General features: G+C 60.8%; 11 protein-coding genes. 3 read left to right on the forward strand and 8 right to left on the reverse strand.

Annotation, left to right across the window (positions count from 1 at the left end):
* Positions 1-113 precede the first annotated feature (113 nt).
* From VPH40_RS00380 to VPH40_RS00400, 5 genes are all read right to left on the reverse strand, one after another.
* The gene (locus VPH40_RS00380) at positions 114-710 is read right to left on the reverse strand and encodes an acyltransferase (RefSeq protein WP_251349163.1); all 597 of its coding nucleotides are present in this window, start codon (positions 708-710) and stop codon (positions 114-116) included.
* Positions 703-1,452 (reverse strand): CatB-related O-acetyltransferase, encoded by a 750-nt coding sequence (locus VPH40_RS00385; RefSeq protein WP_305061591.1) that lies wholly within the window; start codon positions 1,450-1,452, stop codon positions 703-705. The genes VPH40_RS00380 and VPH40_RS00385 overlap by 8 nt, the downstream gene beginning before the upstream one ends.
* Positions 1,449-2,582 (reverse strand): DegT/DnrJ/EryC1/StrS family aminotransferase, encoded by a 1,134-nt coding sequence (locus VPH40_RS00390; protein WP_328572302.1) that lies wholly within the window; start codon positions 2,580-2,582, stop codon positions 1,449-1,451. The genes VPH40_RS00385 and VPH40_RS00390 overlap by 4 nt, the downstream gene beginning before the upstream one ends.
* Positions 2,579-5,188 carry a tetratricopeptide repeat protein gene (locus VPH40_RS00395; RefSeq protein ID WP_289898365.1) on the reverse strand — a complete coding sequence of 870 codons (2,610 nt, stop codon included), beginning with the start codon at positions 5,186-5,188 and terminating at the stop codon, positions 2,579-2,581. Before VPH40_RS00395 ends, VPH40_RS00390 begins: the two co-directional genes overlap by 4 nt.
* Before the next feature lie 230 nt (positions 5,189-5,418).
* On the reverse strand, positions 5,419-7,095 hold the full coding sequence (locus VPH40_RS00400; protein ID WP_305051624.1) for an electron transfer flavoprotein-ubiquinone oxidoreductase: 1,677 nt from the start codon (positions 7,093-7,095) through the stop codon (positions 5,419-5,421).
* Between the two features lie 264 nt (positions 7,096-7,359).
* Here VPH40_RS00400 and VPH40_RS00405 point away from each other — a divergent pair, with 264 nt between their 5' ends.
* Positions 7,360-8,136, forward strand: coding sequence for an SDR family oxidoreductase (locus tag VPH40_RS00405; protein ID WP_034752351.1), 777 nt, complete (start codon positions 7,360-7,362; stop codon positions 8,134-8,136).
* Between the two features lie 100 nt (positions 8,137-8,236).
* On the opposite strand, the gene VPH40_RS00410 is transcribed toward VPH40_RS00405, so the two are convergent.
* Positions 8,237-8,803 (reverse strand): LuxR C-terminal-related transcriptional regulator, encoded by a 567-nt coding sequence (locus VPH40_RS00410; protein WP_166450196.1) that lies wholly within the window; start codon positions 8,801-8,803, stop codon positions 8,237-8,239.
* 147 nt (positions 8,804-8,950) lie between these two features.
* On the opposite strand from VPH40_RS00410, the gene VPH40_RS00415 reads away from it, so the two are divergent.
* Together VPH40_RS00415 and VPH40_RS00420 are read left to right on the forward strand one after the other, a co-directional pair.
* A complete protein-coding gene (locus tag VPH40_RS00415) occupies positions 8,951-9,652 on the forward strand; it encodes a CoA transferase subunit A (protein WP_077403224.1) in 702 nt (233 codons plus the stop codon).
* A 21-nt stretch (positions 9,653-9,673) separates the two neighbouring features.
* On the forward strand, positions 9,674-10,324 hold the full coding sequence (locus VPH40_RS00420; protein WP_077403229.1) for a CoA transferase subunit B: 651 nt from the start codon (positions 9,674-9,676) through the stop codon (positions 10,322-10,324).
* Positions 10,325-10,374: 50 nt separating this feature from the next.
* Here VPH40_RS00420 and VPH40_RS00425 read toward each other — a convergent pair whose 3' ends face one another.
* A complete protein-coding gene (locus VPH40_RS00425; RefSeq protein ID WP_077409084.1) occupies positions 10,375-10,785 on the reverse strand; it encodes a DoxX family protein in 411 nt (136 codons plus the stop codon).
* Positions 10,786-11,022: 237 nt separating this feature from the next.
* Positions 11,023-12,360, reverse strand: a complete 1,338-nt coding sequence (locus VPH40_RS00430) for a dicarboxylate/amino acid:cation symporter (RefSeq protein ID WP_305051626.1) — start codon at positions 12,358-12,360, stop codon at positions 11,023-11,025.
* Between the last annotated feature and the right edge of the window lie 163 nt (positions 12,361-12,523).

A 12,523-nucleotide genomic window follows, 5' to 3' on the forward strand; every position in this document is an offset into this window, starting at 1 on the left:
CAAGGCGGCTATTTCCGCTTATGTATTAAATGCTACATGGAAATATTTTTTAGCTGGCCGCTGGCCTGCGGTGATTTTTTATTGCCATGGAAATTATGATTAAAAATATACTCTTAACTATTTTTCACGGCATCCCGCGCACGCAATTGCTCTTCCGCAATTAACAGCCCCTGGTCGCGGCTGTTGATACGCTTCGCCGGTGTGCCCGCATAGATTCCCCACGCCGGCAGGGACCTGGTGACCAGGCTGAGCGCGCCCACGGCGACGCCTTCGCCAAGCTGCGCGCCGGGCAGCACCACGCTGCCCGAGCCGATGATGACGTGCCTGCCCAGGTGGACGGCACCGCTCTTGCAGTTTGTAAATTCCGCCGGCACGGTGGGGTTGGTCATGCTCGCTCCGCTGTAGTCATCGGTCTTGCTGTACAGGCGCACGCCTTGCGACAAGCCGGCGTAGTCTTCCAGCGTGATGCCTGCGCCGCCGGAGAGAAAGCAGCCGCCGCCAATGTGAACGTAGCTGCCGATGCGGATATGGCCACCTGCCGCCACCAGCGTGCTGTAGCCATCGATGCGCACGTTGTTGCCGATGGCGATATTGTCGATGCCGATGATGACGCAGTTCCTGGCGATGCGCACGTTGTGGCCGAGGCTGCGAAACCCCGCGCCGTGCAAGTCTTCTTCGGTGTAATAGCCGGGATTGAAAAGTTCAGACATGGTCATCCTTGTGCGGGTGTGCGGCGCCGGCGCCGGCTTCCAGGTGGCGGCGCTTGCTTTCCGCCAGTTCGGCAATGACGCGCAGCGCCTCGCCGTCGTCGGCCGTCATGTTTTGCAGGAAATGCGCGTTATTCTCGCGTATCCAGCTCAGCGGCAGTTCCCACCAGGCCAGCGCCAGCAGGGCTGCGCGCACTTCCTCGCTGAAGCGGAAGCGCAGCAGCCGCGCCGGCGTCCCGGCGTAAATGCCGTAGGGTTCGCTGCGGAAATTGGGCGGCACCAGCGTGCGCGCACCGATGACGCAGCCATTCTCGATGACCGCGCCGCCCAATATCATCGCCTCGTCGCCGATCCACACATCGTTCTTGATGACCGTATCGGCATATTGGGGAATCGGGCTGTTTTCCAGGCCCATGCCGCCCAATGCCAGAAGATACGTGGAAATGGTGCGCATGTCGTGCTGGCCGTTGAGGATGAAGCGCAGATTCGCGCCGCCGGAAACGTAGCGCCCGATTTGCAGGTGCTGCGCGGTCGAATCGTATTTGGCTTGCGAACCGATGCCGATGCCGGAACAGCGGCCGATGGTAAATTGCCCGAAGTCCGGCTCATTGCCCAGCCAGTTACGGAAAAAGCCATGCGGTATCAGGGTCTGGCCGCCGTCCTTGTAGGACAGCACGGTAAATTGTGCCGCCCAGCGATGGTCGTCGATGGTGCCGAAAAAGTCGGTGTCTGTGGAAATATTCATGGAGTCAGGCCCGCCTGTGCGTGACGCTCGACGATGGCGCAGATGGCATCGACCTGATCGAGGCCCAGGCCGGGATAGATGGGCAGGCAGATGATTTGCCGCGATGCCTGCAGCGCGTTCGGCAGATTGCTGTGGGCGGCGGTCGGCATGCTGCGGTACATGGGGAAGTCGCTGATGAGCGGATAGAAATAGCGGCGCGCGTAGATATTCTCGTCCCGCAGCAGCTGGAACAGTGCGTCGCGGCTGGTGCCGTAGGCTTCCTTGACGAGTATGGGAAAGTAGGAATGGTTGGCCGATTCTTCCTCTCCCGCCGGCAGGCAGTCGATGCCGGCGATGGCCGCCAGCCGTTCCCGGTAGCGGCCATCGATGGCGCGCCGCTGCAGGCGAGCCGCATCGATGCCCTTCAATTGCAGGAGGCCGAATGCGGCGTTGATCTCGCTCATCTTGCCGTTGATGCCGGGCGCCACCACCGTCACTTCGTCGACGAAGCCGAAATTTTTCAGATGGTCGATGCGTTGCTTGGTCTTGGCGTCGGGGCAGACGATCGCGCCCCCTTCAAAGGTATTGAAAATCTTGGTGGCGTGAAAACTCAGCACGGACAGGTCGCCGCAATTGAGCACGCTGCTGCCCTTGTGCCGCACGCCGAACGCATGCGCCGCGTCGTAGATGACTTTCAAGCCATAGTTGTCGGCGATCTTTTCGATGCGTTCCACGTCGCAGGGACGGCCATAGCAGTGCACCGGCATGATGGCGGTGGTGTGCGGCGTGATGGCTGCCTCGATCCTGGCGGGATCCATATTCAGGCTCAGCGGGTCGATATCGACAAAAATGGGCTTGATGCCATTCCACAGCAGCGAATGGGCGGTGGCGACGAAGGAATAGGGCGTGGTGATCACTTCGCCGGTGATGCGCAGCGCCTGCAGGGCCGTGATCAGCGCCAGCGTGCCATTGGTAAACAGGCAGATGTGCTTGACGCCCAGATAGTCGCACAGCGCCTGTTCCAGTTGCTGGTGGAACGGGCCGCCGTTGGTGAGGATTTTGTTTTCCCAGATTTCTTCCAGATACGGCAGGAAATCTTGCAAATCCGGCATGAGCGGCTGCGTGACGTAAATCGGCTTCTTGTCGCTCATGACTGCACCGCCTGCTTGCTGGCGTCGTCGGGCGCAATGGCGAACGATGCGGGCGGCAAGCCGCCGCACCAGCGCTGCCACATGGTGCGGAAAGCCTGTTCCATATTGTGGGCGATGGCCCGGGAGTCTGCCAGCGCCGACTCTTGCATGCGGTTGCGCAAGTCTGCGCGCAGGACGGCCAGTTGCATGATGTTGTTAGACAAGAATATTCCTTTCCGGACGAAATCGTCGTCGTCGGTCGCGATGAAGGCGTCGAGACCCACATGCTGCAAGATGCAGGCGCCGGCATGGCTCGGTACGCTTGTACCCTTGAGCGTCAGCGTGGGCACGCCCATCCACAGCGCGTGCAGCGTGGTGGTACCGCCCGTGTACGGGAAGGTGTCGAGGCACAGGTCGATTTGCTGGTGCAGGGCCAGATAGCCGCCCAGGTGGGTGCGGCCGTGGAAGGTCAGGCGGTCGGCGGCGATGCCTTCCTGCGCGAACCAGGCTTGCAAGGTGGCGATGTCGCTGTCCTTTTGCATGGCAGCCAGATGCATTTTCGCTTCGGGCAGGGCCCGCAGCAGCTTTGCCCAGCGGGCGATGACGCCGGGATTGAGCTTGCTGAGCCGATTGAAGCTGCCGAAGGTCAGGTAGCCGTTGCCCAGCGCGGGCGCGCGGACCAGTTCCGGGGAGTCCGACGATGGCAGGAAGGGCACGCTGGCGGGCAGCAGCACGACTTTTTCCGTGAAGTACTTTTCATCGACGTCGAATTGCGGGTCCGTCAGGTAGTAATCCATGGTTTTCAGGCCCGTTGTGCCGGGATAGGCGATCCAGCTGACCTGAATCGGCGCCAGTTTGCGGCCAAAGGCCGTCAGGCGGTTGAAGGCCGTATGGCTGGACAGGTCGACCAGGATGTCGATGCCGTCTTCGCGGATCTTTTCCTGCAAGTTGCTGTCGCTCACCTCGATGATATTTTGCCAATGCGGGAAATAGCCGCGCAGGCGCTGCGTGACGGCGTCTTCCAGCGTATTGTTGTAATAGGCATACAGGCTCAGGCCGGGGCTGGCGCTCAGGTGCGCGATCACGGGCACGACGAAATTGGACACCACGTGCGAATTGAAGTCGCCCGAGACAAAGCCGACCCTGATGCGCCGCGCGGGATCGTTGTCGTTGTGGAAACCTTGGCCTTCCGCTGTCCCGGCCGTGGACGGGTGGTCGAAGGCGTCGCCGAAGCGGCAATGTTCCTCAAACAGGCGTTGGGCGTCGATATCGATGCTATGGCTGAGGCAAAACAGCAGACCGCTGTGGCTTTCCGGAATATGCGGCGCCACCGTCCGCGCGCGATAGCCGCTGGCGATGGCTTCTTCCAGGTGGCCTTCGGCATGGAGTAGCGAGCACAGGTTGATTTCCGCCGCTGCGTAGTCGGGCTTGATTTCCAGGGCGCGCTGGAACGCGGCCAGCGCCTCCTTGCTTTTGCCCATGGTGCGCATGACATTACCTAAATGAAAGTGCAATTCTTCATCATCTGGTTCGGATTCCATGGCCGTGTTGAGGCACGTCAATACATCCTGATACTGTTTCAGCGCCAGGTAGGCGGCGACCAGATTGTTCCGTGCCGCCCGGTAATCGGGTTTGATCTGCAGCGCGCGCTGGAAGCTGCGCACGGCGTCCTGCACATTTTTGTTTTCGTGCAGCGCCTGGCCGAGCCGGTTGTGCGCTTCGGCGTCGTCGGGCAATGCAAGGGTGGCGGCGCGGAAGCTGTCGGCAGCGGCGCCAAACTGTTTCTGGCGCAGCAGCGCATTGCCCAGGTTAAATGCCGCCAGCGCGTAGTCCGGCTTCAAGGCAAGGGCGCGGCGATAGCTCGCCACGGCCTCGTCCAGCCGGTTTTCCGCCTGGAGCAGGTTGCCCAGGTTGCAGTGCGCCTCGGCGAACGCCGGCTCGATTTCCAGCGCCCGCAGGTAGCAGTCGCGGGCTGCATCGAGTTTGCCGGCCGTTTGCCAGGCATTGCCCAGGTGGCCATGCGCCTGCGCATCGTGCGGCGTCAGTTCCACCGTCCGCTGCAGCGTGGCGAGGGCATCCTTGCCTTGCAGTTGCAGGGCCGTGCCCAGCACGCTCCAGCCGAATGGCGAGTCGGGATAGCTTGCCAGCAATTGCCGGCAGGCCGCTTCCATCTGCGCATGCTGGCCTGCCTGGTACAGCTGTACGATGTGGTCCATTTCCGGCTGCGACGGCGACAGGGCCGCCAGCGCGACGGCTTCCTGCGCCTGCCGGCGCAGCGCTTGCGAAGCATCGTTGTCCAGTCCGCGGGCGATGGCGGTGTCGACGATGTCGAGCGCTTCGTCGGGCTGTCCCGCCTGCAGCAATCCCTGCGCATAGGACAGCCAGAACTGGCCTTCGTCCGGGGCGACGGACAGCGCCTTGCGCAAATACGGCAGGCCGGCCACGTGCTGGCCCACTTGTCCGGCCAGCAAGCCCAGGTTGTGGTTGGCGATGGCATGGTAGGGATGGGCCTGCAGGATCGACAGGTAAATCTCTTCCGCCTCGGCAAAACGCCCTGCCTGGTGTTCAGCGATGGCTTGCTGTAATTCGGTGTCGGGGGAGACTGCGGGAGGGAGGGTCGGGTGCATGGGCTGAGGCTGGCAGAAATGTTTAGCAACGGGAATTGTAACTGGTGACAGTGCCCGTGAGAAACTTTCCGAGGGGAATTTGTTGACGCACGCCGCGCGAATGCGCACTTGCTGTTGCAGTTGGTCCAAAGTGCGGGCAATTCTGATCCTTCCGACAAAAAAACAGCGCACTGCCGGATGGGAGTGCGCTGTTCTGGCCGATTGTCAGCCGGTGCTGCGGGGCCTTGCGATTACATATTCGGATAGTTCGGCCCGCCGCCGCCTTCCGGTGTCACCCACACGATGTTTTGCGTCGGATCCTTGATGTCGCAGGTTTTACAGTGCACGCAGTTCTGTGCATTGATCTGCAGGCGTTCGGCGCCGTCGTCGCTCTTCACGAACTCGTACACGCCGGCGGGACAGTAACGGGCTTCCGGACCCGCATACGTGGCCAGGTTGACGTCGACGGGCACGCTGGCGTTCTTCAGCGTCAGGTGGATCGGCTGGTCTTCCGCGTGGTTCGTGTTCGAAATGAACACGGACGACATCTTGTCGAAGGTCAACTTGCCATCGGGTTTCGGATACACGATCTTCTTCGACTGGGCGGCCGGTTTCAGGCATTCGTGGTCGCCATGCGAGTGGTGCAGGGTCCACGGCGCCTTGCCGCGGAAGATCAGCTGGTCGATGCCCGTCATCAGGCTGCCCAGGTACAGGCCTTTCGACAGCCATGGCTTGACGTTGCGCGCCACGTGCAGCTCTTCATGTAGCCACGATTGTTCGAAGGCGACAGGGTAGCTCGTCAGTTCGTCGTGCTGGCGCTGTTCGCCCAGCGCGCCGAAGGCCGCGTCCGCCGCCAGCATGCCGCTCTTGATGGCCGCGTGACTGCCCTTGATGCGGCTCATGTTCAGGAAGCCCGCATCGCAGCCGATCAGCGCGCCGCCGGCAAACACCAGTTTCGGCAACGATTGCAGGCCGCCGGCCGCAATCGCCCGCGCGCCGTACGAAATGCGCTTGCCGCCTTCGAAGAACTTGCGGATTTCCGGATGCGTCTTGTAGCGCTGGAATTCCTCGTACGGCGACAGGTACGGGTTTTCGTAGTTCAAGCCGACCACATACCCCACCATGACCTGGTTGTTTTCCAGGTGGTACAGGAAGGAGCCGCCGTAGGTTTTCGTGTCCAGCGGCCAGCCGCTCGAGTGGATCACCAGGCCCGGCTTGTGCTGGGCGGGGTCGATTTCCCACAATTCCTTGATGCCGATGCCGTAGGACTGCGGGTCCTTGCCGGCGTTCAAGTCATACTTGGCCATCAATTGCTTGCCCAGGTGGCCGCGCGCGCCTTCGGCGAACAGGGTGTACTTGGCGTGCAATTCCATGCCCAGCTGGAAGTCGGGGCCCGGTTCGCCATCGCGCTTGACGCCCATGTTGCCGGTCGCCACGCCTTTGACGGAACCGTCGTCGTTGTAGAGGATTTCCGCGGCAGGGAAGCCGGGGAAGATTTCCACGCCCAGGTTTTCCGCCTGCTGGCCCATCCAGCGCACCACATTGCCCAGCGAGACGATGTAATTGCCGTGGTTTTCAAAGCAGGCCGGCACGGCGAAGCCTGGCGTCTTATACGCTTTCGTTTCCGTCAGGAACAGGATGCGGTCTTCCGTCACTTCCGTGTTCAGGGGCGCGCCCAGTTCTTTCCAGTTCGGAATCAGTTCCGTCAGCGCTTTCGGGTCCATGATGGCGCCCGACAGGATATGCGCGCCCAGTTCGCCGCCTTTTTCCAGCACGCAGACGGACACTTCCTGGCTCTTTTCAGCGGCCAGCTGCTTCAGGCGGATCGCCGCGGCCAAGCCTGCGGGGCCACCGCCGACGATCACCACGTCATATTCCATGGTTTCGCGCGGTCCGTACTGTTCAACTAAGTTATTAGGCTGTGTCATGGTCTCGATTTATAGTCACTCAATTAGGTAGCAAGGATAGGGAATAAAGCATCATCGGGGAAATTTAAGCACGAGTGTGCTTGTTTTTGACGAGGATTGCAACTTTGGCGCCATTTTGCGTGACATTGCCCCTCGCCGCAATCTAAATCCGGCCATTTTGTGTAATGATGGCGTTTACCTTTGCTCAAGTGCGACGCAGGGTATTTTGCCCCTGCGCCATCGGCACGGCGTAAAATGTTATCTAAAATAAAACAGGAGTAGCTCGTGGGCATAGAAGTCAATTTCGAGGGCAAGATTGCCCTGATTACCGGCGCATCGAGCGGCCTCGGCGCGCGCTTTGCGAAAGTGCTGGCCCAGGCTGGCGCGCAGGTCGTGCTGGCGTCGCGCCGCACCGAACGCCTGAAGGAATTGCGCGCCGAAATCGAAGCCGATGGCGGCGCCGCGCACGTGGTGTCGCTCGACGTGACCGACTTCGCCAGCATCAAGTCGGCCATCGCGCACGCGGAAACGGAAGCGGGCCCCATCGATATCCTCGTCAATAATTCCGGTGTGTCCACCACGCAACGCCTGGTGGACGTCACGCCCGAGGATTACTCGTTCGTGATGGATACCAACCTGCGCGGATCGTTCTTCGTGGCCCAGCAAACGGCCAAGCGCATGATCGCGCGCGCCAAGGGCGACCCGAAGAAGCAGCACCGCATCATCAATATCGCCTCGATGGCGGGCTTGCAGGTGCTGCCGCAGATCGGCGTGTATTGCATGAGCAAGGCGGGCATGGTGCACATGACGCGCGCCATGGCCGTGGAGTGGGGCAAGTACGGCATCAACACGAACGCCATCTGTCCCGGTTACATTTCCACGGAAATCAACGAAGATTACTTTGCCACCGAACAGGGCAAGAAATTGATCGAAATGCTGCCGAATAAACGTCCGGGCAAGCCGGAAGACCTCGACGGCCTGCTGCTGTTGCTGGCGGGCGAGGATTCGCATTTCATCAACGGCGCCATCATTTCCGCCGATGGCGGCATGAGCACGTTTTAACGCCATAAAACCTGCTGCGCGTTGCGCTTCTCGGCCACCAATCGCTGCCGCTCGCGACGGTTTTACTTGGCGTTAAACGATAGTCACCATGGCTGCAGCCCTAGCGCTGCAGCTGCAGTCCCACCAGCTTATGCACCAGCTCGGACGACGTCGAGGCGGCGAACTTGCGCATCAGCTTGGCGCGGTGCATTTCCACCGTACGGGGGCTGAGGTCGATCTGGCGGGCGATGACCTTGCTGGTCTTGCCTTCCACCAGCAGGGCGGCGATTTCGCGCTCGCGCGGCGTCAGTTCCGCCGTCACGGGACGTTTCTCGCTGACATCCTCGAACGTCCAGATGCCCGGCCCCAGCGGTTCCCGCGGCAGCATGGCGTGGCCCGTGACGTGGCACCAGAACAATTCTCCATTACTGCGGCGCATGATGCGTTCGTCCGAATAGCGGCCCTTGGCGTTCATGATGGGGATGATGCGGTCACCCGTGCGCAGGAATTCGTCGTGCGTGGGGTAGAGTACTTCGAACGACTGGTCGTCCAGCTGGGCGCGCGCATAGCCGAACATGGCCGCCAGCGCTTCGTTGCAGCTGCGCATGATGCGGTTTTCCGACATGCACATGCCCACGGGCGCGTGCAGGAAGATACTTTCATAATCGATGGCTGACGCGGCGTTCATCTGATACGTATCACTCTCACAGGGGGATTGCCGGCACGGCGCCGGTAGTTCTACGGTATTGTACTTTCCACTCGCGTATTTTATGCTGAGTCGCTGCCTGAGTCATGGACTCAAGACCAAAGCTTAACAAAAGATAGAGGGACACCCATGAATAAAGTTTATCCTGACGCCGCCTCGGCGCTGGCCGGTATCGTCCAAGATGGCCAGACCATCGCCGTTGGCGGCTTCGGCCTGTGCGGCATACCCGAAGCCCTGATCGGCGCCTTGCGCGATTCGGGCGTGACGGGCCTGACGGCCATTTCGAATAACGCCGGCGTCGACGGTTTCGGCCTGGGCCAGTTGCTGACCACGCGCCAGATCAAGAAAATGATCGCCTCCTATGTGGGCGAAAACAAGGAATTCGCGCGCCAGTACCTGGCTGGCGAACTGGAACTGGAATTCACGCCGCAAGGCACCCTGGCCGAGAAGCTGCGCGCCGGCGGCGCCGGCATTCCCGCCTTCTTCACCAAGACGGGCGTGGGCACCATCGTCGCCGACGGCAAGGAACTGCGCGAATTCGATGGCGAACAATATGTGATGGAACGCAGCCTCGTGGCCGATGTGTCGCTGGTGAAAGCCTACATGGCCGACCGCGCGGGCAATTTGGTCTACCGCAAGACGGCGCGCAATTTCAACCCGAACGTGGCCATGGCGGGCAAGATCACCATCGTCGAAGTGGAAAAACTGGTCGAAGTGGGCGAGATCGACCCGGACCAGGTCCACACGCCGAGCATCTTCGTGCACCGCATCGTGGTCAATGCGAACCCGGAAAAACGCATCGAGCAGCGCACCGTGCGCGCCGAAGCATAAAAATAGAATACGGAGATTATTATGGCTTGGACTAGAGACGAAATGGCCGCGCGCGCGGCAAAGGAATTGCAGGATGGCTTTTATGTGAACCTGGGCATCGGCTTGCCGACCCTGGTGGCGAACTATGTGCCGGAAAATATCGAAGTGTTCCTGCAGTCGGAAAACGGCTTGCTGGGCATCGGCCCGTTTCCCACGGACGATGAAGTCGATGCCGACCTGATCAATGCCGGCAAGCAGACGGTGACGGCCTTGCCGGGCGCCGCCTACTTCAGCTCGGCTGACTCGTTTGGCATGATCCGCGGCGGCAAGATCAACCTGGCCATCCTGGGCGCCATGCAAGTGTCGGAAAAGGGCGACCTGGCGAACTGGATGATCCCAGGCAAGATGGTCAAGGGCATGGGCGGCGCGATGGACCTCGTCGCCGGCGTCAAGAGAGTCGTCGTGCTGATGGAACACGTGGCCACGGCCAAGGATGGCACGACGTCGCACAAGCTGCTGAAACAGTGCGACTTGCCGCTGACGGGCGTGGGCGTGGTCGACGTCATCATCAGCGACCTGGGCGTGATCGACGTGACGGAAAACGGCCTGAAGCTGGTGGAGCTGGCGCCGGGCGTGACCAAGGAGCAGGTGCAGGCGGCCACGGGCGCTGAACTGGACGTTTCCGCCGTATAAACGGATCGTTGCAGGCAATGAAAGGGCGGACAGCGATGTCCGCCCTTTTTTTATGCGCCTGCCTTGCCGCGCAAGCCGTCGAGGCTGTAGGCGCCGGCGCCGGCAACTGCGAAATACAGGAAGGTGAAGCAATACATGACGGCCATTTCGCCGCCGTTCAGGATCGGCAGGAAGCCGGCAGGCGCATGCGCCATGAAGTAGGCGGCCGCCATCTGGCCCGACAGGATGAAGGCGACGGGGCGCGTGAACAGGCCCACCAGCAGCAAGCTGCCGCCGACGAGCTCGATGACGCCGGCCGCGCCCATCACGGACAACAATTGCAAGCCGTCGAACATGGCCACGTGCGGCGCGCCGAACAGTTTGGCCGTGCCGTGTTGCAGGAAGAGGAAGCCGAGGATGATGCGCAGCAGGCCCAGCAGGCGTGGGTTCCAGGTGGCGTAGAAGGCGGGCGAGAGGGACATGACGTACTCCATTCAAAGGTGAGGATGGTTCGGTGTCAGGCTTGCATTAACGCAATGTCATTATGCGGGAACCAGGTGGCGAACAGGTGACCGTACTGTAATGGTTTTTCATTCATTGATCATCCAATGAAATATTGATGGATGATTTACTGTTTGTTGATGATGCCGGCAAAAGCCTGCACGCATGAAAAAAGCCCCGCAGATCGCTCTGCGGGGCTTTTCAATGAAGCGTACAGCTTACTTGACGATATTCACGCTTGGCGCGACATACGCGTCGTCGGTCGGGTGGGTTGGATGGGCCAGCTCGCTGTGCAGCTTGTCCATGTCCAGTTCTTTTTCCCATTTCGACACGACGATGGTGGCCACGCCGTTGCCGACAAAGTTCGTCAGCGCGCGGCATTCGCTCATGAAGCGGTCGATGCCCAGGATCAGCGCCATGCCGGCCACGGGGATGGTCGGCACCACGGCCAGGGTGGCGGCCAGGGTGATGAAGCCGGCGCCCGTGATGCCGGACGCGCCTTTCGAGGTCAGCATCGCCACGCCCAGGATGGTCAGTTCCTGCCAGATGGTCAGTTCCGTGTTGGTAGCTTGCGCCACGAACAGGGCAGCCATGGTCATGTAGATATTGGTGCCGTCCAGGTTGAACGAGTAGCCGGTAGGCACGACCAGGCCGACGACTGGCTTGGAGCAACCGAGGCGCTCGAGTTTCTTCATCAGGGCCGGCAGGGCCGATTCCGACGAGCTGGTACCGAGCACGATCAGCAGTTCTTCCTTGATGTACAACAAGAAGCGGCCGATGGAGAAGCCCGTGTATTTGGCGATCAGGCCCAGCACGACGAAGACGAACAGGAAGCAGGTCAGGTAGAACGAACCCATCAGTTTCGCCAGCGGGATCAGCGAAGCCAGGCCGTATTTACCGATGGTAAAGGCCATCGCGCCGAACGCGCCGATGGGAGCGACTTTCATGATGATGTTGACCATGCCGAAGATGGCATGCGACAGCTCGTCGATCAGCTTGGTGACCGGACGGCCGCGCTCGCCCAGCAGGGACAGCGAAAAGCCGAACAGGATGGCGATCAGCAGCACTTGCAGGATGTCGCCCTTGGCGAAGGCGTCGACGAAGGTCTTCGGGATGATATTCATCAGGAAGTCGACGGTGCTCATGCCTTCGGCGTGCGTGTATTGCGCGATCGACTTGGCGTCCAGGTGGGCCGGATCGGCGTTGAAGCCGGCGCCCGGTTTGAGGATGTTAGCAACCAGCAAGCCGATGGCCAGCGCGAAGGTGGAAACCACTTCGAAGTACAGCAGCGCCTTGCCGCCCACGCGGCCGATTTTCTTCACATCCTGCATGCCGGCGATGCCGGAGACCACGGTACAGAAGATCACCGGGGCGATGATCATCTTGATCAGTTTGATAAAGCCGTCGCCCAGCGGTTTCATGTCGACGGCGTTCGTTGGGTAGAACACCCCCAGCAGCACGCCAGCCACGATGGCGAACAGCACCTGTACGTACAGGATTTTATAGAATGGTTTTTTCACGAGTGGTCTCCTCTTGCGGGTTGATGCTGCGATCATCCGCCCATTGCCAGGCAGGCTCAATTGTGGATAACCGCAGATATGCATTTTCGCTATATCGGGTATTGCGCCATGGCGAAGGTGCCAGTGCTGTGCTGCGCCGCAGCATTTCAGGCGCGCGCTTGGAGCATTGCCCGCGCTGCGCTACACTGCCGTAGCGTCG

The organism is Janthinobacterium sp. P210005 (genome assembly GCF_036231865.1).
GTDB classification, from domain to species: domain Bacteria; phylum Pseudomonadota; class Gammaproteobacteria; order Burkholderiales; family Burkholderiaceae_D; genus Janthinobacterium; species Janthinobacterium kumbetense.